This window comes from Spiroplasma endosymbiont of Stenodema calcarata (assembly GCF_964031205.1).
GTDB lineage: Bacteria > Bacillota_I > Bacilli_A > Mycoplasmatales > Mycoplasmataceae > Spiroplasma.
In genome coordinates this window covers 492,006-517,350 of the sequence record NZ_OZ035018.1, presented here as the reverse complement: position 1 = coordinate 517,350, position 25,345 = coordinate 492,006, and the positions used below count along the sequence as shown (strand labels likewise).

Annotated in this window: 29 protein-coding genes and 1 tRNA gene; 7 read left to right on the top strand and 23 right to left on the bottom strand. The window is 26.9% G+C overall.

Annotated elements, in window-relative coordinates:
• Positions 1-3: 3 nt before the first annotated feature.
• The gene (locus tag ACQH24_RS02800; RefSeq protein ID WP_425380495.1) at positions 4-1,650 is read right to left on the bottom strand and encodes a hypothetical protein; all 1,647 of its coding nucleotides are present in this window, start codon (positions 1,648-1,650) and stop codon (positions 4-6) included.
• 250 nt (positions 1,651-1,900) lie between these two features.
• The gene (gene lon, locus ACQH24_RS02795; protein WP_425380494.1) at positions 1,901-4,219 is read right to left on the bottom strand and encodes an endopeptidase La; all 2,319 of its coding nucleotides are present in this window, start codon (positions 4,217-4,219) and stop codon (positions 1,901-1,903) included.
• A gap of 245 nt (positions 4,220-4,464) precedes the next feature.
• Between lon and msrB the strand changes: the two genes are divergently transcribed.
• Positions 4,465-4,902: a peptide-methionine (R)-S-oxide reductase MsrB gene (gene msrB / locus ACQH24_RS02790; protein ID WP_425380493.1), complete on the top strand. Its 438-nt coding sequence runs from the start codon at positions 4,465-4,467 to the stop codon at positions 4,900-4,902.
• A gap of 29 nt (positions 4,903-4,931) precedes the next feature.
• Here msrB and tig read toward each other — a convergent pair whose 3' ends face one another.
• A complete protein-coding gene (tig, locus tag ACQH24_RS02785) occupies positions 4,932-6,227 on the bottom strand; it encodes a trigger factor (RefSeq protein ID WP_425380492.1) in 1,296 nt (431 codons plus the stop codon).
• Between the two features lie 156 nt (positions 6,228-6,383).
• Between tig and ACQH24_RS02780 the strand changes: the two genes are divergently transcribed.
• Complete coding sequence (locus tag ACQH24_RS02780; protein ID WP_425379371.1) at positions 6,384-7,343, top strand: transposase; 960 nt, start codon at positions 6,384-6,386, stop codon at positions 7,341-7,343.
• Between the two features lie 149 nt (positions 7,344-7,492).
• Here the strand turns inward: ACQH24_RS02780 and ACQH24_RS02775 are convergent, their stop codons facing one another.
• The 4 genes from ACQH24_RS02775 to ACQH24_RS02760 all read right to left on the bottom strand — a co-directional run bounded on the left by ACQH24_RS02775 (position 7,493) and on the right by ACQH24_RS02760 (position 10,048).
• On the bottom strand, positions 7,493-8,251 hold the full coding sequence (locus ACQH24_RS02775) for a DUF3196 family protein (RefSeq protein WP_425380491.1): 759 nt from the start codon (positions 8,249-8,251) through the stop codon (positions 7,493-7,495).
• A gap of 108 nt (positions 8,252-8,359) precedes the next feature.
• A tRNA-Arg gene (locus tag ACQH24_RS02770) sits at positions 8,360-8,436 on the bottom strand.
• Between the two features lie 57 nt (positions 8,437-8,493).
• Positions 8,494-9,201 (bottom strand): ECF transporter S component, encoded by a 708-nt coding sequence (locus ACQH24_RS02765; protein ID WP_425380490.1) that lies wholly within the window; start codon positions 9,199-9,201, stop codon positions 8,494-8,496.
• 103 nt (positions 9,202-9,304) lie between these two features.
• A complete protein-coding gene (locus tag ACQH24_RS02760) occupies positions 9,305-10,048 on the bottom strand; it encodes an MFS transporter (protein ID WP_425380489.1) in 744 nt (247 codons plus the stop codon).
• A 114-nt stretch (positions 10,049-10,162) separates the two neighbouring features.
• On the opposite strand from ACQH24_RS02760, the gene ACQH24_RS02755 reads away from it, so the two are divergent.
• The 3 genes from ACQH24_RS02755 to ACQH24_RS02745 are packed head-to-tail and all read left to right on the top strand — an operon-like array spanning position 10,163 to position 11,285.
• The gene (locus ACQH24_RS02755; RefSeq protein ID WP_425379385.1) at positions 10,163-10,438 is read left to right on the top strand and encodes a transposase; all 276 of its coding nucleotides are present in this window, start codon (positions 10,163-10,165) and stop codon (positions 10,436-10,438) included.
• Between the two features lie 59 nt (positions 10,439-10,497).
• On the top strand, positions 10,498-10,785 hold the full coding sequence (locus ACQH24_RS02750) for an IS3 family transposase (protein ID WP_425379601.1): 288 nt from the start codon (positions 10,498-10,500) through the stop codon (positions 10,783-10,785).
• Positions 10,704-11,285 (top strand): IS3 family transposase, encoded by a 582-nt coding sequence (locus tag ACQH24_RS02745; RefSeq protein ID WP_425380687.1) that lies wholly within the window; start codon positions 10,704-10,706, stop codon positions 11,283-11,285. The genes ACQH24_RS02750 and ACQH24_RS02745 overlap by 82 nt, the downstream gene beginning before the upstream one ends.
• A gap of 81 nt (positions 11,286-11,366) precedes the next feature.
• Here the strand turns inward: ACQH24_RS02745 and ACQH24_RS02740 are convergent, their stop codons facing one another.
• Complete coding sequence (locus tag ACQH24_RS02740) at positions 11,367-12,326, bottom strand: transposase (RefSeq protein WP_425379371.1); 960 nt, start codon at positions 12,324-12,326, stop codon at positions 11,367-11,369.
• A 163-nt stretch (positions 12,327-12,489) separates the two neighbouring features.
• On the opposite strand from ACQH24_RS02740, the gene ACQH24_RS02735 reads away from it, so the two are divergent.
• Complete coding sequence (locus ACQH24_RS02735; RefSeq protein WP_425380488.1) at positions 12,490-13,053, top strand: inorganic diphosphatase; 564 nt, start codon at positions 12,490-12,492, stop codon at positions 13,051-13,053.
• Positions 13,054-13,102: 49 nt separating this feature from the next.
• Here ACQH24_RS02735 and ACQH24_RS02730 read toward each other — a convergent pair whose 3' ends face one another.
• The 14 genes from ACQH24_RS02730 to ACQH24_RS02665 all read right to left on the bottom strand — a co-directional run bounded on the left by ACQH24_RS02730 (position 13,103) and on the right by ACQH24_RS02665 (position 22,989).
• Positions 13,103-13,705 (bottom strand): deoxynucleoside kinase, encoded by a 603-nt coding sequence (locus ACQH24_RS02730; protein ID WP_425380487.1) that lies wholly within the window; start codon positions 13,703-13,705, stop codon positions 13,103-13,105.
• A 15-nt stretch (positions 13,706-13,720) separates the two neighbouring features.
• Positions 13,721-14,464, bottom strand: a complete 744-nt coding sequence (locus ACQH24_RS02725) for a pseudouridine synthase (protein ID WP_425380486.1) — start codon at positions 14,462-14,464, stop codon at positions 13,721-13,723.
• Positions 14,464-15,012 (bottom strand): SMC-Scp complex subunit ScpB, encoded by a 549-nt coding sequence (scpB, locus tag ACQH24_RS02720; RefSeq protein WP_425380485.1) that lies wholly within the window; start codon positions 15,010-15,012, stop codon positions 14,464-14,466. The genes ACQH24_RS02725 and scpB overlap by 1 nt, the downstream gene beginning before the upstream one ends.
• 6 nt (positions 15,013-15,018) lie before the next feature.
• Positions 15,019-15,780 carry a segregation/condensation protein A gene (locus ACQH24_RS02715; protein WP_425380484.1) on the bottom strand — a complete coding sequence of 254 codons (762 nt, stop codon included), beginning with the start codon at positions 15,778-15,780 and terminating at the stop codon, positions 15,019-15,021.
• Positions 15,781-15,879: 99 nt separating this feature from the next.
• Positions 15,880-17,190, bottom strand: a complete 1,311-nt coding sequence (locus ACQH24_RS02710) for a thymidine phosphorylase (protein ID WP_425380686.1) — start codon at positions 17,188-17,190, stop codon at positions 15,880-15,882.
• 20 nt (positions 17,191-17,210) lie between these two features.
• Positions 17,211-18,002 carry a lysophospholipid acyltransferase family protein gene (locus ACQH24_RS02705; RefSeq protein WP_425380483.1) on the bottom strand — a complete coding sequence of 264 codons (792 nt, stop codon included), beginning with the start codon at positions 18,000-18,002 and terminating at the stop codon, positions 17,211-17,213.
• 1 nt (position 18,003) lies between these two features.
• Positions 18,004-18,486 carry a dihydrofolate reductase gene (locus tag ACQH24_RS02700; protein ID WP_425380482.1) on the bottom strand — a complete coding sequence of 161 codons (483 nt, stop codon included), beginning with the start codon at positions 18,484-18,486 and terminating at the stop codon, positions 18,004-18,006.
• Positions 18,486-19,355, bottom strand: coding sequence for a thymidylate synthase (gene thyA / locus ACQH24_RS02695; RefSeq protein WP_425380481.1), 870 nt, complete (start codon positions 19,353-19,355; stop codon positions 18,486-18,488). Before thyA ends, ACQH24_RS02700 begins: the two co-directional genes overlap by 1 nt.
• Positions 19,356-19,618: 263 nt before the next feature.
• Positions 19,619-20,578, bottom strand: coding sequence for a transposase (locus ACQH24_RS02690; protein ID WP_425380480.1), 960 nt, complete (start codon positions 20,576-20,578; stop codon positions 19,619-19,621).
• 295 nt (positions 20,579-20,873) lie between these two features.
• Positions 20,874-20,975, bottom strand: coding sequence for an IS3 family transposase (locus tag ACQH24_RS02685; RefSeq protein ID WP_425380685.1), 102 nt, complete (start codon positions 20,973-20,975; stop codon positions 20,874-20,876).
• Positions 20,972-21,244 carry a hypothetical protein gene (locus tag ACQH24_RS02680; protein WP_425380714.1) on the bottom strand — a complete coding sequence of 91 codons (273 nt, stop codon included), beginning with the start codon at positions 21,242-21,244 and terminating at the stop codon, positions 20,972-20,974. Before ACQH24_RS02680 ends, ACQH24_RS02685 begins: the two co-directional genes overlap by 4 nt.
• Positions 21,237-21,647: an IS3 family transposase gene (locus ACQH24_RS02675; protein WP_425380479.1), complete on the bottom strand. Its 411-nt coding sequence runs from the start codon at positions 21,645-21,647 to the stop codon at positions 21,237-21,239. Before ACQH24_RS02675 ends, ACQH24_RS02680 begins: the two co-directional genes overlap by 8 nt.
• 59 nt (positions 21,648-21,706) lie before the next feature.
• Positions 21,707-21,982 carry a transposase gene (locus tag ACQH24_RS02670; protein WP_425379385.1) on the bottom strand — a complete coding sequence of 92 codons (276 nt, stop codon included), beginning with the start codon at positions 21,980-21,982 and terminating at the stop codon, positions 21,707-21,709.
• Positions 21,983-22,746: 764 nt separating this feature from the next.
• Entirely contained in the window at positions 22,747-22,989 is a 243-nt protein-coding gene (locus ACQH24_RS02665) for a hypothetical protein (RefSeq protein ID WP_425380478.1), read from the bottom strand.
• A 320-nt stretch (positions 22,990-23,309) separates the two neighbouring features.
• Between ACQH24_RS02665 and ACQH24_RS02660 the strand changes: the two genes are divergently transcribed.
• Positions 23,310-23,669, top strand: a complete 360-nt coding sequence (locus ACQH24_RS02660; protein ID WP_425380477.1) for a hypothetical protein — start codon at positions 23,310-23,312, stop codon at positions 23,667-23,669.
• Between the two features lie 159 nt (positions 23,670-23,828).
• On the opposite strand, the gene ACQH24_RS02655 is transcribed toward ACQH24_RS02660, so the two are convergent.
• The gene (locus tag ACQH24_RS02655) at positions 23,829-25,253 is read right to left on the bottom strand and encodes a hypothetical protein (RefSeq protein ID WP_425380476.1); all 1,425 of its coding nucleotides are present in this window, start codon (positions 25,251-25,253) and stop codon (positions 23,829-23,831) included.
• Between the last annotated feature and the right edge of the window lie 92 nt (positions 25,254-25,345).

Sequence of the window (25,345 nt, the reverse complement as noted above, 5' to 3'; positions counted from 1 at the left end):
TATTTAAATGGTGCCTTCATAAACCTTACCGTCAAAAGTACCAGCATATCATAAATTACAATTAAAATCTGCTCCTAATACGGATATCTTTTGCTTTAAGTCAACTAATTTAGTAAGTTCACCAGTCTTCCCAATCTTATAAATAGTTCCTGCAAGAGAACTAACAATTATTTCTGATGTTGCTAAATTAAGAGTCATCATATTAACAACAGTTGAAAAAGTTACTAATAATTTCGCATTAATATTACCAACTTCAGCAATATTTCCTGTTCATAGTTTATTATCTTTTGTTAAAGCAATTCAAGTTCAATTATTTTCAACAACTAAGGAAAAAATTGGCGCACTAAGTTTTGTTAAAAAATCAGTTCGATAATTGTTGTCAATAGTTTTACATAAACGATAAATTTCACCACTAGTAGTTGTTACTAAAAAATTATTATCACCATATTTAATAAGATTACTAGCGTCTGGAATCACTGCTATTTTTTTAATAATAATTTCCGCATTATTATCAATCGTTCCTAAGTTAATATTACTATTAGTATCAACAAAATATCAATTATTTTGTGAGTCAATAGCAATACTATTCCCATTATAATTTTTACAGTTTGCAATAAATGACGGTTTACTGTGCTTTTGGCCTTGATAAATATTGCCACTGCTGGTACCAACATATCATTGCCCCTGTTGATTCATACTCATATGTCTAACTTGCTCAGGAATTGAGCCAAGAATTTTTAAATTATCCGAAATATTTTGATCATTAGTATAATATAATTGTCCATTATCTTGTGAAAGATATAAATCACCACTAGGCAAAATATTTAAACTATCAATTCCCGATTTACTTAATTGTAAAATTTGAATACCCTCAAAGAGGCTATTCGGAGTAATTAATTTGGCGCAAAGGACACTAACTATCGTAATAATTAAGATAATAGAAAATAAAATAACAATTAATATTCACAGGCGAATTTTACCAATTAATAAGTTTCAATTTCAATTAGCAGGATTTAATTTTCATAAGAAATTATTTGATAATGTCTTCGTCTTAACAATTGGCAAAGTTATTAATGCATTCTCATTTTTTAAAAAAGGTTGAATAGAATTATTATCCTCAATTGATTTTGGTTTTTTATTAGAAGCATTAACATTTAGCGGTTGTTGAACTACTGAAAATTTTTGTCCTGGTCCAGACAATGGTTGCGCTTTAACAACTTGATCTTGTAATAATAAATCATATGTTACTGGTTTTTGATTAACATCTGTTTTTAAATCAACTGATGTACAGCTTCCAAATTTATGGTTGATACCATCTTTAATATTCCTCGAATATTTCATGTGAAAATTTCGAATAAAATTACCTGAAACATATAAGATATTATTTTGATATTTATAATTGGGCATCTTACTAACTAAATCAGCGGCAAACTTTTTTTTACTAAAAATACCAAACATTAAATTATTGCAATTAAAAAGAATCAATGGCCGAATAGCATCATACTTTTCATTAATACTACTATCCATTTTAATTTTTATGAAAACAACATCTTCTAATGCCAGTTTAGTTTCTTTTTGGATTAATGGAATAAGTTGCTGCTTCAGTCTTTGTCGGCATTTGATGCAAATTTCAGAAAATAAAAATTTCATATTTGATACTCCTTTATATTAATATCATTAAAATAATTAAAGTAAAAATTAGTTTTTATTACAAAACTATTTTTTTATTTTTCTTATACTTTTACCTTTAAATCTTATCATTAAAGTAATTTATTATTTTTATAAATAAATATAATATTTGTACCAAAAAACCGTTCTATTTTTTACATTCAATAATTAAACAAACAAAACAAAAAAAGCAATTTTAATTGCTTTTCCTAATCTATTTTTGTTTTAAATTTTAATTAGTACCAAAGACATTATTAAAGACTTCATCATAAGTACCAACAGGAATAATTTTCAAAGTTTCTTGAACTTCTTTTGGAATATCATCAATATCTTTAATATTTTTATGTGGAATTAAAATTGTTTTTAACCCACTACGATTAGCTGATATTGATTTTTCACGTAATCCCCCAATTGGTAAAACTTGACCACGTAAAGTAATTTCTCCCGTCATCCCAATATCTTTTGAAACAGGACGATTACTTAAGGCACTAATAATTGCTGTTGTTAAAGTAATTCCTGCTGATGGTCCATCTTTTGGAACTGCGCCTTCTGGCACGTGAATATGAATATCATGGGTTTCAAAGAATTTTGCACTAATACCGAATTTGTCTGAATTTGCTTTCACATAATCCAAGGCAATTGAAGCTGACTCTTTCATTACATCACCTAATTTTCCAGTTAAGACTAATGAACCTTTTCCCAGAAAACTATTAACTTCAATTGGCAAAATGTCGCCCCCAAATTGGGTATATGCTAAACCTGTAACAACACCAACTTGTGATTCCTTTTCTTTTTCAGTATGTTCAAATCGGCGTTTTCGTAATAATTCATTAACTATTTTGGCCGTTACTGTTAAATTAACCATTGTTTTATTTAAAAATTTAACAATAAATTTCCGTGCAATCGCATTTAAGTCCCGTTCTAACTGGCGGACCCCCGCTTCACGTGTATAATGCTTAATTATTTCATTAATTGCATCATCTGTAATAATCAATTGGCCATCTGCCAAACCATTGTTGCTTAATACTTTTGGTACTAAATAATCTTTTGCAATATGGAATTTTTCCAATTCAGTATATGATGATAACTGAATAATTTCCATTCGATCAATTAATGCTTCTGGAATATTATCGTAATAGTTTGCTGTTGCAATAAACATCACATTCCCTAAATCATAATTTTCTTCTAAATAATGATCAGAAAATGTAGCATTTTGTTCAGGATCTAAAACTTCTAACATTGCACTTGCGGGATCACCACGATAATCAGAAGCCATTTTATCAATTTCATCTAATAAAAATAAAGGATTGATTGTTTTAGCGCGTTTCATTGATTGAATAATTCGGCCTGGCATTGCCCCAATATATGTTTTACGATGACCACGAATTTCTGATTCATCTTTAACACCACCCAAAGCCATTTTAACAAAATTACGGCCAGTTGCTTCGGCAATTGATTTTGCCAAACTAGTTTTCCCAACCCCGGGCGGACCAACTAAACAAATAATTTGCCCTTTTAAAGAATTTGTCATTGTCTTTACTGCTAAGTATTCAATAATCCGTTCTTTAACTTTATCTAAACCAAAATGATATTTATCTAATACTTTTTGGGCAAATTTTAAATCATTTTTATCTTCCGTTTTTTCTCATCATGGAAGTTGCATCATTCAATCAATATAAGTTCGAATAATGTTTGACTCACTTGATGCTTGCGGTAATGCCTCATAACGCGTAATTTCTTGTTCAATACGCTCTTTAATATTTTTAGGAAATGGTTCTTTTGCTAAGCGTTCCTTATATGTTTTCATTTCATCCGCAGCATCATCAAATTCACCTAATTCATCTTTAATGGCTTTTAACTTTTCACGTAAGTAATATTCGCGTTGCTGTTCATCAACACGTTCTTTAATTTTCTTACTAATTTTATTATCAATATCATTGACTTGTTGTTTATTAACTAAATGATCAAAAATAATTTGTAATCTTTTTTCGACATCTAATTGTTCTAAAATCTCTTGTTTTTTGGCAACCGGAATAAATGGTAAAAATTGGGCAATTGTATCAACAACTTCATTGCCATCAACTGAATCACCAATTTGATCCAATAAATCTTCTGGTAAAATATCTTGTAATTCCATTAATTCTTTAATATTAGCAGTAATTTTTTCGGCAATTTTATCTTCTGATTTAACAACTGATTTTAAAATATCAATATCAGCAGTATAAGAATCACCTTCTCGTAAATCTAAAATTTTTACTCGATCAACTGCCTTAAAGTTAACAGTTAAACTACCATCTTCTCATACTTTTCGAATTTTTAATTCTGCCAAAATTCCAATCCGATAAATTTCTGATAATTTTGGATCATCTTCTAATGGTTTCTTTTGACTAACTAAAACAATGTGATTATCAAAATCTTTGTTCGCTGTATTAACCGCTAAAATTGATTTATCTCTTCCTACTTCTAATACCTGTTCAAAACCTGGAAAAATGTAACTCCCCCGTGTTACTAAAACTGGTAGAGCTTTTAATTTTGTTGTTTTTGAATCCATTTCAAAAGACCTCCTATTTTTACTTCACTTTTATATTGACAATATCTTATCACATTTGAATAAATATCGTAATATAAATTGAATTATAACAAGATTATAACAAATAAATTAGCACTTGCAATAGATAAGTGCTAATTTATATAAATTATTATTATTTTATTATTATATATTTAAAAACTCCAAATGTTAAAAATTTTAGTTATAACAATGATAAAATTGTCTTAGCAAAAGAAAGGAGACTTTATATGAAAAAACCTTGATCAACATTAGAAATTAAGGACTTAACTCCTTTAGAATATGAAGTAACCCAGCATGGTGGAGCTGAACCACCTTTTCAAAATAAATACTGAAATAATCACGAAAAAGGAATTTATGTTGATATTTTATCAGGCGAACCATTATTTGTTTCTTCTGATCAATATAATGCCGGTTGTGGTTGACCCAGTTTTACTAAACCAATTACAAAAACCTTATTACAAGAAAAATCAGATCATTCCTTAGGAATGTCACGAACAGAAGTTCGCACTAAACAAACTAATATTCATTTAGGGCATGTTTTTACTGATGGCCCCCAATCTAGTGGCGGTTTACGTTATTGTATTAATTCAGCAGCATTGCGTTTTATCCCGCTATCAGAAATGGTAACTGCGGGTTATGGCGAATATCTTCCCCTAATAAAATAAAACTAACAAATAATTGTTAGTTTTTTCTTTTACTCACCATTATTTTGATATAGAAAAGCAAATACTTTATCATGAATAACCTGCTCTTTTACTTGTTGTTCTGATACTAATTTTGTTTCTTTTAAGGTTTTACCATCAATTCCAAATTGTTTTCCCAACTTTTCATATTGGGCTTCACATTCAGCATCATTTGCAACTATTTTTTCCGCTTGAACAACAGCATCAACAATAACACCATTTTCTAAACGGTTTTTAGCATCTTTGAATAATTCCTCAAAAATTTCCTCTTCTGTCATTCCTGTTCTTTTTTTATAAGTTTTCATATCAATTTGTTGCCCTTGTAATTTTTGTTCAAATTCATGTTTTAATTGATTTGCTTCTTTTCGAATAACTGATTCTGGCAATGCAATTTTTGAATCCTCCGCAATTAAACGGAATAAATTACCAATAAAATGATCATATTCTTGTTTTAATAATTGTTCTTGAATATTATTTTTAACATGTTTTTCTAATTTAGCTAAGGTATCAATTCCTTTTAAATTAATATCCTTTGCCAACTCATCATTTAATTCTGGTAATTCTTTTGCTTTTACTTCTTTAATATTTAACTTAAAAACAGCGGAAGCTGATCGCAATTCTTCAACTTGATAATCAGCTGGAAAGGTAACATTGATATCTTTATGATCACCTGTTTTAAAACCAATCATTGCCTCTTCAAAACCAGGAATAAATTGACCACTACCAATTTCTAAAGTAAAATCTGTCGCTTTACCACCTTTAAATGGTTTATCATCAACAAACCCTTCAAAGTCAAAAATAACTGTATCCCCTTTTTCAATTGCTGCTGTTTTTGGTTTAAAAATTGCAAAGCGATTACGTAATTGATCAATATTATCTTTAATATCTGCTGGCTTAACTACAATTTCTGCTTTTTTTAAATTTTCATTTTTAAACCCAGTATATTTGTTAATTTTAACTTCTGGTTTTAAATCGAATTCTAATTCTAAAATATATTCTGTCTTACTAATTTTTTTTACTCTTGGGGCTGGTGAAGAAAATGGCTCAATTTCTGATTTTTGGTCAAAAGCAAATTTATAAGCTTTATTAACAACTAATTGATGAGCGGCATCTAAAATCTTTGCCTCTGTTAAATGTTTCTTTAATAAATCCGCGGGAACTTTTCCTTTTCGAAAACCTGGAATTTCTAATGCATTGGCAGCTTTTGCCTCTGCTTTTTTAATATAATCGGTTCATTCTGAACCTTCAATAGTTACATATCATTTTCCAATTCCTTTATCTTGAATTTTTTCTGCTTTAAATTTCATATATTACTCCTTACCTAACTATTTTCACATAAAATATTATAACAAAAAGAATTATGGAAAATACTGTTTTTATCTTTAATTTTGTCGAAAACTCTTGATATTTATAGAATATATCTAATTTTAGGTATATTTTTAATATATAGAGGTAAATAATTGATGGAAAAAATAATTACAGAATTAAAAAACAGTTTTACAGATGATCAATTTTTAGAATTTGCTGAAAAAATAAAAAAAGAAGCAGAAGTAATCAAAAAACAAAAACGTTTAAATGAAATTGATCAAAAATTTAGAGATAAAGGCATTATATGTCCTGATTGTAAATCTTATCATTGTGTTAAAAATGGTCATAATCCCGAAGGAAAACAAAAATATTTATGTAAAAAATGTCGTGCTAGTTTTGATGCTTTTCGTCATCATTTTACTTATTGAAGTCATTTAAATTATGAACAGTGAAATTTATTAATTCAAATTTCATTATTAGGACAATCTAGTAAAATAATTTCCCGTTTTATTAAAACAACACCAAAAACTGCTTGATATAATCGTCAAAAATTAATGCAATCAAAACAATTAGAAAATACTCAATTAAAATTTAAAAAATTAAATGGTCAAATCCAAATTGATGAAACTTTTATTAAAGAAATCCATAAAGGTAATTTTAAAGATAAATTTGATAAACGAAAAACTCATCTTGATCCATTTTCAACTAATACCAAATGCTGTATTCAAATGGTAGTTGATAGCAATAATAATATTTTTGTTCAATCCACCAATACCAAACGATTACAAAAACAATGAATTATTGAAAATATGAATAAGCAATTAATTAAAGAAAAATCAATAATTATTTCTGACATGCAACCATTATATTTATTAGTAGCAAAACAAACAAATTCTACTCTATATTCTACCAAAACTAGTACAAACCCTGATACTAGTTATCGAAAGTTAAATAAGATTAGTAAATTACAATCGAGTCTTAAAGAAGCCTTAATTCATTATCATGGTTTGGGTTTCACTAATATTCAAAATTATTTAAATCTATGAAAATGAAAATACCAACATAAAGGTTTAACACCAAAACAACAATCAACGGTATTATATTTTAACGTTTAAAAAATTTAAAGCAAAATCATGATCTTAAACAAAATTATTTTTCAAATTGTCATATTGATGATTTTTTTATTTCATCAAGAGTTTTCGACAAAATTAAAGGTTTTTATTATTTTTATTTCATTTTTAACTAATTTCTTGCGAAATTTAAATTAAATCCTTTTATTAGTTAAATATAATAAATATTTTTGGACTGTTGTTATGGCAACATTAAATTGATCTGCTATCCCCTCAATAGTAACTTTTTCATTATACATTATTTGACTCTGATAAATAATAGCCACCGCTAATGCCTGTATTTCATTGTTTACAATAAAATATGGATATAAATCATAATAATATGTTTCTAACAAGTACAAACAAGTGTGATACAAACTAGGATTATCATTATATACTCATTGATCAAGTAATTGCATAACTAATTTTACTTGGGGATGTTCTTGATAAGGAATAATTTCTTGCGGATTTAATTTAAAAATACCATTTGTTTTCTGAACTTGAAAGATTTCCGTAATTTCTTGATCTTTTAATAAATATAATAAATAAATCTTGGCAAAATTTGAGACTTTTTTATTGATAAAATATTTACGAATTATTGGTAAGATCTTGCGAAGATTTTGATCTTTTAAATACTGAAAAGCTAATAATTGTGTTTCTTCATCCGTTGGATTGTTTAAGATATCACTAATTTTTGATAATGACCAAACTGAATTAATATTTGAATGTTGTTCCCCAATTTTGGCATTAACTTCTTGCAATAATGTTTTTAATAACTTTTCAATATCTTGAGGAATATATGGCATTGTTAACTCCGCATTAATTTTTATCAGTGCTTCATTATAATCATTATTATTAATTAATTCATTGATTTCACTAATTAATTCATCATAATAATTTAATGGTTCTTGCATTTAATACTTCCTCCTGATATTCCTTATCCTTGCTATTATTATAACAATTTTAAATAAAAAAAGCCTTATTTAAAATTTTAAATAAGGCTTTATTTATTGCAATTTAAATGGCGCCCACGGAGAGATTCGAACTCACGACCCTACGCTTAGAAGGCGCATGCTCTATCCTACTGAGCTACGTGGGCATACCATAAAAATAATAACATATATTAAAGATTATTTTCAATAAAATAATTGTCCTTTTAAAAATAAATTTCATCAGTAATATCAAAATCATAAAATGGTTGTTTTAATTTTGGTTTGACTTGTACTATAACAGTAAAGTTTTTTTCTAAATGAACAATAGCACGATAAATTGCAATAAAGATTACACTATTAATTGTAAATTTTAATAAATTAAACGGAATAAACACTGGTACCAAAATACTCTTAAATCATTGAATTGCTTCTGGTGAATAATTTAAGAAACGCGCATACATATCATAAATAAATAATTGATTAAACAATGTCATTAAAAATGAAACCGCGATAGTGGCTAAAATAACATTACCTATTGTTATTAAATAATCCATCTTTTTTGAAGTATTATTCTTAGCAAAATGATTCACTGCTTTATGAATAAAAACATCACCTATTCAAAATACAATTAAAAAAATCAAATCAGCAAGCATTAGTGCAAAAGCATCAATTGGGCCATCCCCTAAATAGGCCATTCGTAATCAACTAACACTAATTGTCAAAAGACTAGCATAGATAATTCCAAACAGACGAACAGCTAATAAGACTAAAAAATCTGTAAATTCAATTTTTAAAAATGCCGCAACAGGAAAAACTTGTAAGTTTAATAGTTTACTTAATCATGACAATAATATATATAAAGCTACCACAATTGCCATCGCGGCAACTCTTTTGGTATCTAAATAAAATAATGATTTTCCTTTTGTTTGCATTTTATCACCTTAATTAATTATAACTGATTTTCGCAAATATACCAAACCTTAAATAAAATAAGATCGCTTTCTATTGTTTTAAATAAAATTAATTTAACTATAATTATTTATTTGTTTTATATAAAGTATAAGATTTTCCCCACACGAAAGCTAATAATAAACAAGCACTAATTCCACAAATAATTAAAAAAATAAATGTAGCATTATAATTATTACCAATATTATTAGTTCCATATCCAATTATTATTTTTGAACCAATAGTATCACCTAAATATCCAAAAATACCAGTTAAACCTGCTGCAGTTCCAACAACTTTTTTATGAGAAAAATCCATTGCTTGCATTCCAATAAAAGCAACTGGACCATAAATAAAGAATCCGGCAATTGCAAACATAGCAGCTAAAATAGAAATATTTTTATAAGGTGCTAATCAAATTCCAACAATTGCACATATTGTTATTAATATTGCAACAATCATCAACGGTGTTAACTTTCCTTTAAAATAACGATTAGCTGTAAATCCAATTATAATCGTTCCGGGAATTGCTCCTCATTCATATAGTGATCAAATTCATTTTCCCTCTTGTTTTAGTTTGAAATCATGTTCATCACTCAAAAACTTTAGCATTCAATCTGAGATTCCATTTCTTAATACATAAATAAAAAAATTAGCACTAGCAATAATTCATATTCATTTATTAAATAATACATATTTAAAAAAATAATATTTATATCCCTTTGTTGATTCTTCGACTATTATTTCCTTACCAGTATATTTTTTAATTTTACTTGTAGCTTCTATGCTAGGTAATCCCTTAGATTGTGGAGTATCAGGCATGAATATCAATATTAGAATTCCTCCCAATATTGCAATTACAGAAGGCATGGATAGGTTAAGATAAATTGGACAACAATAATGTAGAGTAAATATTTATAATTAAATTACAATGGAGGTGTAATTATGGCAAAGAATCATTATACCGATGAATTTAAGCAACAAATTGTTGGTCTTTACAAAATGGGTCAAACTCCTGAACAATTAGCCAATGATTACCAAATTGGTAAATCTACTGTTTGGAAATGAGCTCACCAATTTAGTAACTCGGACTCATTTAAAGCTAAAGACAATAGAACGCCAGAAGAAAACGAATTAATTCAATTACGTAAAAAAGTTAAACAATTAGAAATGGAAAATGACATTTTAAAGCAAGCAACACTGATAATCGGCAAAAAATAGCAATCATTAAAAATAACAAAGCAAAATATCCAATTATTAATTTATGTAAAACATTGAAATTGGCTAGATCAACATATTACTATCAATTAAAAGCAAATAATCCCAAGAATAATCAAAACATTGATAATGCTGTTATCAGTATTTTTCTAAAAAGTCGTAAAAATTATGGAACAAGAAAAATTAAAATCATGCTAGCTCAGCAAAATATTATATTATCTCGTGTAAAGATTAGTAAAATAATGAGAAAATATAACTTAATTTCAAATTATACAAAAATCAAATACAAACATTCAAATACAAACATTCAAATACAAGCAATGTTACATATAAATATAATAATTTATTAAATCAAGAATTTAATAATTATAAACTACATGAAGTTGTTGTCAGTGATTTAACATATGTTTTTATTAATAATAAATGATATTATGTTTGCTTTCTAATTGATTTATTTAATCGTGAAATTATTAGTTATGATGTTAGTTTACACAAAAATGCAAAATTAGTTAAAAATACCTTTAATAAACTTAACTTTACATTAAATGATATTAAAATATTTCACACTGATCAAGGTAGTGAATTTAACAACAATCTTATTTATAACTTTTTAACTAAAAATAACATTCAAAAGTCTTACAGTAAACCAGGTTGTCCTTATGACAATGCTGTTGCGGAATCAACATACAAAATTTTTAAAACTGAATTTATTAAAAATAATAAATTTAAAAACATTGAGCAGTTTAAATTAAAATTATTTGATTACATTAATTGGTACAATAATATTCGAATTCATAGCAAACTAAATTATTTAACACCAGTAAAATACAGAAATTATTACTCTACATAAAATTTGTCCAAAAAACCCTTGCCATTCCATGATGATTTGAAAACTAATTTTGTGTAAGATTATGATTTTGCTTTAAATTTTTTAAACATTAAAATATAATACCGTTGATTGTTGTTTTGGTGTTAAACCTTTATGTTGGTATTTTCATTTTCATAGATTTAAATAATTTTGAATATTAGTGAAACCCAAACCATGATAATGAATTAAGGCTTCTTTAAGACTGGATTGTAATTTACTAATCTTATTTAACTTTCGATAACTAGTATCAGGGTTTGTACTAGTTTTGGTAGAATATAGAGTAGAATTTGTTTGTTTTGCTACTAATAAATATAATGGTTGCATGTCAGAAATAATTATTGATTTTTCTTTAATTAATTGCTTATTCATATTTTCAATAATTCATTGTTTTTGTAATCGTTTGGTATTGGTGGATTGAACAAAAATATTATTATTGCTATCAACTACCATTTGAATACAGCATTTGGTATTAGTTGAAAATGGATCAAGATGAGTTTTTCGTTTATCAAATTTATCTTTAAAATTACCTTTATGGATTTCTTTAATAAAAGTTTCATCAATTTGGATTTGACCATTTAATTTTTTAAATTTTAATTGAGTATTTTCTAATTGTTTTGATTGCATTAATTTTTGACGATTATATCAAGCAGTTTTTGGTGTTGTTTTAATAAAACGGGAAATTATTTTACTAGATTGTCCTAATAATGAAATTTGAATTAATAAATTTCACTGTTCATAATTTAAATGACTTCAATAAGTAAAATGATGACGAAAAGCATCAAAACTAGCACGACATTTTTTACATAAATATTTTTGTTTTCCTTCGGGATTATGACCATTTTTAACACAATGATAAGATTTACAATCAGGACATATAATGCCTTTATCTCTAAATTTTTGATCAATTTCATTTAAACGTTTTTGTTTTTTGATTACTTCTGCTTCTTTTTTTATTTTTTCAGCAAATTCTAAAAATTGATCATCTGTAAAACTGTTTTTTAATTCTGTAATTATTTTTTCCATCAATTATTTACCTCTATATATTAAAAATATACCTAAAATTAGATATATTCTATAAATATCAAGAGTTTTCGACAAAATTAAAGAAAAAAAGATTATTTACTTTATAAATTCATTCTATAATGTTATATTAATAATTAAGAAACTAGGGAAAGGAAGAATAATAATGCCTAAAAATAATGTTGTACCAATGGTTGTAGAAATCCCCAAAGGAAGTAGTAATAAATATGAATATGATGCTAAAACGGGGCGAATTATGTTAGATCGTGTTTTATATGGTGCTAATTTTTATCCGGGTGAATATGGTTTTCTTGAAAATACTTTAGATTGAGATGGTGATCCCTTAGATGTAATTTCATTAATTACTTATCCAACAATTCCTGGATGCCAAATTAATATTCGCATTTTAGGAACAATTAATATGATTGATAATGGTGAAATTGATACTAAATTAATGGCAGTAGTTGCTGATGATCCTCGTTTTAATCATATTCAAACGCTAGAAGATATTCCTCAACATTTACGGAATGAAATTGAAAATTTCTTCTTGCAATATAAAGCATTGCAAAAAAAAGAAGTTAAGATTAATGGCTGAAGTGGTATCGATCAAGCTTTAAAAGAAATTAAAGAATGTCAAGAACGCTTTTTAGAATATAAAAACATTTTAGAAACAAAAGGCAAAGATGCAGTAATGCAAATTTGAAAAGAAAAAAATCTAGGTCAAGTTTAAAAAAATACTATTAATTTTAATAGTATTTTTTATTACTTTTAAATTAGCATTAATCTTTTAGCTTTTCAGAAATAATTGCCACAATTTCTTCGGGTGTCTTATCATTTGCATCAATCACTAAAAAATTAAATTTATCCTTAACACGCTCGTATCATTCTTCATATTTCCGATTTAATAATGTTCAATAAGCACTACCCACATTTTGTTCACTTGCGCGGCCTCTTTTATTAATTCGTTGTATTGCTATTTCGGGATCAACTCGTAGATAAACTACTAATTCTGGTTTTATGTTTTCATCTAAGTATAAACTTTGTAATACAACAACATCATAGAATTCTTTATAAACCTTATAGTCAGTATTATTCATATATCCCAATTCGTATAAAACATCAACAAAAATTGGGTCTTCTAAAATACTTCGATCAAAAATAATATTTGATGTTATTTTTGCTTGTTTTAATTGTTTGCTCCGAGCCATTATCATGTATACTTGCATTTTAAAAGCCATATCTTTGGGATCGGCATAATATTGATCTAAGTATGGATTTTCCTCAACTGGTTCATCCATTACCATATATTGATGTTTTTCTCCTAGCATTTTACTAACCGTTGATTTCCCAACTCCAACAACGCCAGCTAATGTAATTCGCATTGTTCTTTCACTCCTTTATTTTATTTTTAATTGTGATGCCATACCAAAAAAACGTTTAATTTCTTTTGGTTTTAAATAACGTCATTCGCCGGGTTTTAATTCTTCGTCTAATTGTAAGAAACCAATAGCAATGCGTTTTAATTTAAGAACTTCATGTCCAATAGCTTGAATCATTTTCTTAACTTGGTGTTTTCTGCCTTCATGAATTGTTAATAATAGAATTGAAACATCTTTATCTTCTTGATATTTTATTAATTTTGCTTGAGCATGACTTGTAATAATTCCTGGTTCAATTTCTACTCCCATTGCTAATTGTTGCAATTGATTTTTTACAAGACAGCCAGAAACTAAAACATGATATGTCTTATTAATAATATGACTTGGGTGTGTAATAATATTAGTAAATTCCCCATCATTAGTCAATAGTAACAAACCACTAGTATCATAATCTAAACGCCCAACAGGATAAATTCGTTGTGATACATCCTTAACGTAATTTAAAACTGTTTTTCGATGCTGCGGGTCATACATTGTTGAAACACAATTTCGTGGTTTATTTAACATTAAATAAATTTTTTCATTATTTTTATCAATTAGAATTTTATTATCAATATGGACTTGATCACCTTTGCTAACTTTTGTTCCTAAAGTAGTCACAACAATATTATTGACTTTAACTCGACCTTGAACAATTAACTCTTCTGCTTTCCGACGTGAACAATAACCTCTTGCCGCAATAATCTTTTGTAATCGTTCCATTATTTAAATAACTCCTGGTTATTCTCAGTAATTGTTTCTTTAATTTGTGGCAGATCAGCTAAAGAAGCTAAGTTAAAAACTTTTAAAAATTCATTCGTAATTTGATAGGTCATTGGTTTCCCTGGTAATTCACTTTTTCCTGCTTCATCAATTAACTCACGAGCCCGCAATTTTTGAATCACATTATCTGAATTAACCCCTCTTAATTCTTCAATTTCTGGTTTACTAATTGGCCCACGATAAGCAATAATCGCCAATGTTTCTAATGCTGCTTGTGATAAACGCGCTTCAATCTTATTATTTGCTAATTTTAAATAAAAACTATAGTATTCTTTTTTAGTTGTTAAGCGATACTTATCAGCAAATATTGTAATTGTTAATCCCCGCATAGTATTTGTCTGATATTCTGTTTTTAAGTTTATTAACAATTCATTCCCCTCAACCTCTGAAATTTCAAGAATATGAGCAATGTCTTTTAAACTAATTCCTTCATCACCACTAATAAATAATAAACCTTCTAATAAGGCTATTTTTTCATTTAAGTTCATTCAAATCTAATTCCTTTCTTTCTTTCCATATTTTCGAATATAAATTGCTTCTAAATGTTGGTATTGCTCAATTTCAATCTTTTGATGACGGGCTAAATCTAATAAAGCAATAAAACAAGCCACAAAAATTTGTATTGATAATTCAAAATGACCTAATAAATCTTCTAATAATCATTCTTTGTCTTCATTCATTAAAAAAAACATAATGCGCTCTGCCATTTCTTCTGGTGAAATTTCCGCAATAACAACATTTGATTCTAATGGTTTTGTTGCATTAATTCGTTCTAACATTTTTAAAAAACTATTTGTTAATTTATCAATATTAATTTTTGGTGATAATGGCAGTTCTTCTTCTTTCAGAAAATTTCCCTTAATAATTGTCCGTGGTTTTGACAAATATTGAATCCCTTCTTGATGCTGATGTTTGAAATATTGACTGACTTCCTTAATTTTCTTGTATTCTAACAAACGATTAATTAACTCAGCATGTGAATCATTTTCATAATTATCATCAATTTCAACTTCTTCTTTTGGCAGTACCAACTTTGTTTTTGTTTCAATTAAATAACTTGCCATAGTTAAATATTCTGAAGCAATTTCAATGTTTAATTGTTCCATTTGATGAATATAATCTAAAAATTGATTTGTAATTTCTGTTAATTTAATATCAAAGAGATTCATCTCTTTTTCTTTAACTAAGTGCAATAATAAATCCAATGGGCCTGAAAAATTATCAAGTTTTACTTCATAACGCGGCAAATTTAACATTTTTTTTCTCCTATTTTTATTCTCTTAATTAATAATAACGATATTTTGAAAAAATTAAAGATATTACAAGAAAAAAAGTGATTAATTTAAAATCACTTTTTATTGAATTATTTCATAAATTAATTCTTGCTCACGTGGTTTTATTGACACAATTTTAAAAGTTTGTTCTACTCATTCATAAATTGGTTCCGTCACATAACGATTAGTATATAGCGTCATAACAACATCCCCAATAGCAACTTTTTCACCTGTCTTCTTATTCAAATATATTCCAGCATGATAATCAATTTGTTCATCTTTCGTTGTGCGACCAGCACCTAAACGGACAGCTAATAACCCTAATTCATTTGTATCAGTAATTGCCATATAGCCATCTTGTTTTGCTTTAATTTCAATAATATTTTTTACCTTCAAAATATCCTTTAACGGCAAATCATTATCAATAAAAGTTAAATCCCCACCCTGGGCTTTAATGAAACTACGAAAATAATTTAATGGTTCATCGGTTTGTAATTTTTCCTGACAAGCAGTAATTGCAGAATCCAAATCAGGAAATAAACCGGCTTGATATAAACTTAAAGCCGCTGATTCACAAACAATATAAGTTAAATCTGCTGGCCCTTGTCCTTTTAATGTTTGTAACGCTTCATAAACTTCAATTGCATTACCAATTGTTCGTCCTAATGGTTCCGACATATTAGTAATTTCCGCGTCAATTTTCTTATTAAATTTAATCCCTAATTCCACCATAATTTGAGCCAATTTTCGAGCTTCAGAAATTGTTTTCATAAAAGCGCCATTTCCACACTTAACATCTAAAACAATCCCATCACTTCCTGTCGCAATCTTTTTACACATCACACTTGCAGCAACTAATGGTAAAGAATCAACAATGGCCGTAGCATCTCGTAGGGCATAAATTTTCTTATCTGCGGGAACAATATTATGTGATTGGGCCATAATTGATAAATTTGTTTGATTAATAATTTTAACAAATTCAGCAAAAGAAATTTCAACTCTAAAGCCAGGAATACTTTCTAATTTATCAATTGTACCACCAGTTTGCCCCAAACCACGCCCGGACATTTTGGCAACTTTTAATCCAAAAGCAGCTACTAACGGCGCATAGATTAAACTAACTTTATCACCAACACCACCAGAAGAGTGCTTATCAACCTTAAAACCAGAAATTGCTGATAAATCATAAATTTCCCCCGAATTAAGCATTGCTTCGGTTAAAAACGAAATTTCCGAAATAGACATTGTTTGGAAATAAACCGCCATTAAAAAAGCCGCCATTTGGTAATCTGGAATTACCCCCGTTGTATAACCATCAACAATAAAATTAATTTCTTCACGGGTTAACTCATGACCATATTTCTTTTTGTTAATTAAAGTTAAAATATTCATCATTTCTAATTCCTTTTACTTTACATATTTTTTTTCTTTAATGAGGCTTTATATTCTAAATAAGCTTTTTTATGATCAACATCACGATACTGATCAATTCCTTTTTGAATAATTTGCTTAACATTATTCGCAATTAATTCTGTTGATTTTGTCATAAAAGTGTCCGGTTTAATTGGTTTATGAAAAACAATATGAACATATTTTTTGCCTCTTTTTTTATATTCTTTATTAAAAATTTGATACGAATTAACGATAGAAACAGGAATAATTGGAGCGTGTGCTTTTTGTGCAATCTTAAAAGTACCAGCATGAAATTCTCCCATTTCTTGACTATGACTACGTGTTCCTTCAGGAAAAACAACCATTGTTCTTGGCACACGAATTAAATCATTTGCTTCTTTAATTATTTCTATAGCTTGGCGTGGATTATTACGGTCTAAAAATAAAACATCAATTAATGTTAAAAAGTTTTTAAATGCTTTATTATTTGCTAATTCTTTTTTCGCAATAAAAGCACACGGTGCTGTTTTATTAAAGTCATTTAAAACATACAATAAACCTGGGTCAGCATTTGACTGATGATTTGCCACCATCAAACACCCCTTATCAATTCAATTATCGCGATCATGGACAATTATTTTCACATCATTTACTCATAACATATAACGTGCTCGTTTTTGTAATCAATGGTACCGATATTCTTCAGAAATAATATTTGGGTCTCGTTTATTTTTTTTGGTAATACTTTTTGCTTTCGTAATTGTTCGTAAAAATCGTGGTCATGTAAGAATAATCTTTCAAATATTTAACATCTTAATTATGTTCCTTTCTTTTATAATATTTTATTACAAATTGTTCAAATTTAATTGATTTAATTAAAGTAAATTCTGTTAAATCAAATGTTGGAAAATAAGTATCTCCAACATATATTCCTTTTATGTAACTAATAATTAATTCATCCGCATAAGGCAAGGTTGCTTCATAAATTTTTTTGCCCCCACAAATATAAATATCCTCTGTTAGATTTTTTTGATAAAAACTAATAATCCCCTTTAAATCATTCACTATTTTAACATCAGGATGATTAACAACATAATTTTGCTGTGTTGTTAAAACTAGTGTTTTACGATTTGGTAATGGTGTTCCAATCCCTTCATAAGTTAATCGACCAAATAAAATTGTTTGTCCAATTGTTGTTGTTTTAAAATGTTGTAACTCCGCTTTTAAATGTCATGGTAAACGATTATCATTTCCAATTAGATTATTTTCATCCATTGCTCATAATAGCTTAATCATTAGACCGCAACAGTTCCTTTAATCAATGGAGCTGGATCATAATTTAGAAGACTAATATCCTCATATGTAAAATCAAATAAAGAATTAATTGCTGGATTTAGTTTTAATGTTGGTAATTTTCGTGGTGTTCTTGTTAATTGTTCTTTAATTTGGGCAAAGTGATTCGTATAGATATGACAATCCCCTAAAGTATAAACAAAATCACCAACTTTTAAGCCTGAAACTTGGGCAATTAAAAAGGTTAATAATGAATAACTTGCAATATTAAAAGGAACTCCCAGAAAAATATCAGCACTTCGTTGATATAATTGACAACTTAATTTATTATCTTTTGAGACATAAAATTGCATCAAAGTATGACATGGCGGTAATGCCATTTCCTGCAATTCAGCTGGATTTCAAGCACTAATAATATGACGGCGTGAAAATGGATTTGTTTTTAAATTATTTAATAGATTAGTCAATTGATCAACACCATTAAAATTTCGTCATTGTTTACCATATACAGGTCCTAAGTCACCAAAAGCAGCAGCAAACTTAGCATCAGCTCTAATTTTATCGACAAATTCAGTTAATGTCTCATTCTGATACTGTGGTGATGCTTTATATTTTTCATATGGCCATTCATTCCAAATTCGAACATTATTATCCACTAAATATTTAATATTCGTATCACCTTTAATAAATCACAATAGTTCATAAACAACGGATTTAAAATGGACTTTTTTTGTTGTTAATAATGGAAAACCTTGTGCTAAATTAAAACGCATTTGATAACCAAAATGAGACACTGTCCCTGTATTTGTTCGATCATCTTTTTGTTGTCCATAGTCTAAAATAAACCGTGCCAATTTAAGATATTGTTCCATCAATTTTCACCCTGTTTTCTATTTTTGTATACTTAAATCTTACCTTATTTCAAAATAAAATCATCGGAAAAAATAAAAAAATATGTAAAAACGATATACATTTTGAACAACGCTGTTAAGGTAAAAATAAATAACTTTATAAATTAATAATATATAAATTAAAACTTTAATTTTGTCGAAAACTCTTGATGAAATAAAAAAATCATCAATATGACAATTTGAAAAATAATTTTGTTTAAGATCATGATTTTGCTTTAAATTTTTTAAACGTTAAAATATAATACCGTTGATTGTTGTTTTGGTGTTAAACCTTTATGTTGGTATTTTCATTTTCATAGATTTAAATAATTTTGAATATTAGTGAAACCCAAACCATGATAATGAATTAAGGCTTCTTTAAGACTCGATTGTAATTTACTAATCTTATTTAACTTTCGATAACTATTATCAGGGTTTGTACTAGTTTTGGTAGAATATAGAGTAGAATTTGTTTGTTTTGCTACTAATAAATATAATGGTTGCATGTCAGAAATAATTATTGATTTTTCTTTAATTAATTGCTTATTCATATTTTCAATAATTCATTGTTTTTGTAATCGTTTGGTATTGGTGGATTGAACAAAAATATTATTATTGCTATCAACTACCATTTGAATACAGCATTTGGTATTAGTTGAAAATGGATCAAGATGAGTTTTTCGTTTATCAAATTTATCTTTAAAATTACCTTTATGGATTTCTTTAATAAAAGTTTCATCAATTTGGATTTGACCATTTAATTTTTTAAATTTTAATTGAGTATTTTCTAATTGTTTTGATTGCATTAATTTTTGACGATTATATCAAGCAGTTTTTGGTGTTGTTTTAATAAAACGGGAAATTATTTTACTAGATTGTCCTAATAATGAAATTTGAATTAATAAATTTCACTGTTCATAATTTAAATGACTTCAATAAGTAAAATGATGACGAAAAGCATCAAAACTAGCACGACATTTTTTACATAAATATTTTTGTTTTCCTTCGGGATTATGACCATTTTTAACACAATGATAAGATTTACAATCAGGACATATAATGCCTTTATCTCTAAATTTTTGATCAATTTCATTTAAACGTTTTTGTTTTTTGATTACTTCTGCTTCTTTTTTTATTTTTTCAGCAAATTCTAAAAATTGATCATCTGTAAAACTGTTTTTTAATTCTGTAATTATTTTTTCCATCAATTATTTACCTCTATATATTAAAAATATACCTAAAATTAGATATATTCTATAAATATCAAGAGTTTTCGACAAAATTAAAGAATTAAAATAAAAAAGTAAAGAGAACTAAAGAATTATGGTATAGAACCAAAAAAATTTATTCAAAATAAACTAATTATTAGTTTCCACAATTTCTTTACACCACTAAACAAAAAAAGATATATTCTATCTTATATAAATTTAATTATAATATTTGTTATTTCATCAGGGATCTAAAAATATATTGGAATGGCAAGGGTTTTTTGGACAAATTTTATGTAGAGTAATAATTTCTGTATTTTACTGGTGTTAAATAATTTAGTTTGCTATGAATTCGAATATTATTGTACCAATTAATGTAATCAAATAATTTTAATTTAAACTGCTCAATGTTTTTAAATTTATTATTTTTAATAAATTCAGTTTTAAAATTTTGTATGTTGATTCCGCAACAGCATTGTCATAAGGACAACCTGGTTTACTGTAAGACTTTTGAATGTTATTTTTAGTTAAAAAGTTATAAATAAGATTGTTGTTAAATTCACTACCTTGATCAGTGTGAAATATTTTAATATCATTTAATGTAAAGTTAAGTTTATTAAAGGTATTTTTAACTAATTTTGCATTTTTGTGTAAACTAAACATCATAACTAATAATTTCACGATTAAATAAATCAATTAGAAAGCAAACATAATATCATTTATTATTAATAAAAACATATGTTAAATCACTGACAACAACTTCATGTAGTTTATAATTATTAAATTCTTGATTTAATAAATTATTATATTTATATGTAACATTGCTTGTATTTGAATGTTTGTATTTGATTTTTGTATAATTTGAAATTAAGTTATTTTTTCTCATTATTTTACTAATCTTTACACGAGATAATATAATATTTTGCTGAGCTAGCATGATTTTAATTTTTCTTGTTCCATAATTTTTACGACTTTTTAGAAAAATACTGATAACAGCATTATCAATGTTTTGATTATTCTTGGGATTATTTGCTTTTAATTGATAGTAATATGTTGATCTAGCCAATTTCAATGTTTTACATAAATTAATAATTGGATATTTTGCTTTGTTATTTTTAATGATTGCTATTTTTTGCCGATTATCAGTGTTGCTTGCTTTAAAATGTCATTTTCCATTTCTAATTGTTTAACTTTTTTACGTAATTGAATTAATTCGTTTTCTTCTGGCGTTCTATTGTCTTTAGCTTTAAATGAGTCCGAGTTACTAAATTGGTGAGCTCATTTCCAAACAGTAGATTTACCAATTTGGTAATCATTGGCTAATTGTTCAGGAGTTTGACCCATTTTGTAAAGACCAACAATTTGTTGCTTAAATTCATCGGTATAATGATTCTTTGCCATAATTACACCTCCATTGTAATTTAATTATAAATATTTACTCTACATTATTGTTGTCCAATTTATCTTAACCTATCCAATATACTTACCTTTATTTATTAAAAATAGCATAAATTTATTGTTATTATTTTTTCTAGCATAATAACTAACTAGAATTAAAACTAATAACTTTATTATTGTGAATCCAATTAAAATTGCAAGGAAAATTAACGGCACTAATTTATATGAGAAAGAAAAGTTTATGGTAATAATCATAAATATTATTGATATTAATAATGTAAATATTGTTAATTTAAAAGATATAATAAAACAATTTTTATTTTTTAACTTTAATATATTGCTTTGTTCTATATATTGGTTTCAATAAAAAGTATGAGAAAAAAAGTAAATGAAATAATAATAAAATTAATTATTTTTAAAATATTTTCATTTTTGGAAGGGATAACATTATTATTTTTTTTAAGTGAATTAGTTAATAATATTAAATTGATTAATAAAATAGTATACATTATAACAAAAAGTAATCCACAAGATACAATAAAATATAATGCTAATTTCCAATATCACTTATAATCAAATTTTCTAACATTGTTTAAACCCTTAAAAATAATATTTACCATAATTAAAATTACTGTAAGCATAATAAATATTAATGTACTTAAAGTAGTAATAATTAATAATCATTTTAAATTTGAATTAAGTACAATTTTATTTTTCATAACACTTACACTCCTAAATATTTAATGATATGACATCAGATACAATTATTATTGATACCATCGACCAGAATATATAGTCCCCGTAAAAGCCATGACCATCCCATTTGGATAATTTCATAATTGACTAGCACCAATAATCCCAGCAACACTTGTAGCAAACGTTCCCGCTAAGGCACCAGCCACTCAACCAACACCAGGAATTTTTACAATTCCTATATATTTAATTAATGCATATGTTATTGCCGGTTTAATACCATACCCTCTTTTCTTATTGTTAAAAAGATAAGTCAACGTTAATTATATAGTTTAATCATTATTAGTAATTTATGCGTATTTTTTATGAATATGTACATTTTTATTATACAATTGTAACCTTTAAGGTCAAATATTTTAGCCTTAAGGGTGATCAAAATCATACTAAATAATATTAATAATTGAAAATGAGCTATATTGATTATGATAAAAAAATAAGTATGGTATCCATAAAAAGACTTCAGACTAATGTAAAATCAATATAATACCTCTATTTTTTATTTAAAAAAAATGAAAAAAAAATAGCAATATTATTTTTTTATGTTATCATATTACTAATAAATAAGAGGTGAAGAATAATGAATAAATTTTTAAGACATATCATTAAAAAAATTAAATTTTCATTAAGTTTTTTTATTCCTGGAACCTTTAATCCCCTACGTAATAAATATGAAAATGACACCGAATTTGATTATGCCTATATTTTAACTAATTCCATTCACCAAGAAAATACTATTAAACAAACAGAAGTTGTTTTAATAAACGAGGAACATAATTGTCAATACGATAAAAAAATTATTCGAAAAATTAATCGTTTCCTAAAACCAGCCCCAAAGGTTGGGTTAGTCTTATTAGGTTTCGTTGTTTGATTTTTTAAAGTTAAAAATAATACTTTACCACCACAAGTATTTCAAAATAGTACAAGCAAAATAAATTAACGACCTAAAATTAGATATAATAAATAAAAATAATTTTTTCAAATAAAAACCTTTCAAATTTAAATAATGTACAAAAAGTCTAGACCTAACCCTTGTCTAGATTTTTTTATATTTAAACTAATTAAAAAACAAGGAAAAATTCCTTGTTTTTTAATTAGTTTAAAATCACGGGCTAAATGGAACATCAAGTCCAAATCAACCATTAATTAAATTATGAACGGCTTCTAAATTAAAGTACAACATTACAATTGTTACTACTGCAACAATTAAAACAACTAAGATTACAATTAACACTATTGCTCATATTGGTAATCTTCGTTTCTGTGATTCTTCACCATACCTATCAAGTTCTGGACTATTCATTGGTTGATTAAAATCATTATTTTGTGCAAATGGCATTTTAACTGGATCAATGCTACCCAAGTTTACTCCATTTGAATCAAATTCTAACGGTGCATTAAAATCAACTGGTGAATTAAAACCAGGAGCAGCATTAAAGTCTGGCGTTGGACCAAAACTTGGTGATCCTTGGTCATTAAAATTATTTGTTGGCTCAAAAGGTGGATTTAATTGGTCAAAATTATTTTCCATTTTAAAATCTGATCCTGCTCCAAAATCATTGTCATGTGTATTAAGACCGTTATTTTGATTTAAATCAGGATCTTCAAATGAAGGCATATTAAAATCATTATTGTCAACATCACCTATTTCATTTGAAAATGGTGAAGTATCATTGTCAAAATCACTATCAAAAGCAGTATCATTATTATTTATATTTTGGAAATTATCATCAAAATCACTATCAAAAGCAACATCATTATTATTTATATTTTGTAAATTTTCATCAAAATCACTATCAGCCGTAGCAAAACCAGCAAAATCATCCTCATCTTTCAAATTATGTTTCATCAAATCTGGATTCATAATTGCAAAATGATTATTGTTATAATTATCATGCTGATTTTGCACAGATTGGTCAACACCATTCGGTACATATTGCGGTGTTTCTTGATATTGTTGACCTGGATCTGGTCCTGCGAGAGGTGGATAGCCCATCATCATCCCCAGATATTGCGGCATTTGTGGATAACCACCCATCATCATCCCCAGATATTGCGGCATTTGTGGATAACCACCCATCATCATCCCCAGATATTGCGGCATTTGTGGATAACCACCCATCATCATCCCCGGATATTGCGGCATTTGTGGATAACCACCCATCATCATCCCCGGATATTGCGGCATCATCCCATACTGATTCATTCCCATATTAGGAATATTATTCATAACTGGCATTACATATGGTTGATAAATAATTGGTTGATAAATTGGTTTGTTATGTTGGGCTTTTGCCAATGTCCCATTAATTCCTAATACATGTGAAATATACGATGGATTAAAAGCTGGATTAGATTCGGATTTAAAACCTTCTTTTTGTAACGGCACTTTAATTGGTTTTGATAATGGTATTAAGGGAGGATTTTGATTAAGGAAACTGTTATCAGTTTTACCATTTTTCTGGCCAAAAGACGTTGACTGATTATCTTTTTCGTCAGTAGTTTTAACTCCAGTATTATTCATGCTTTACCCCCTATTTTAATATGCCCACTTTGTTTAATAAGTATATTATACTATAAATTTGCAAAAAAAGAAATAAAATTATTGTCAAAAAT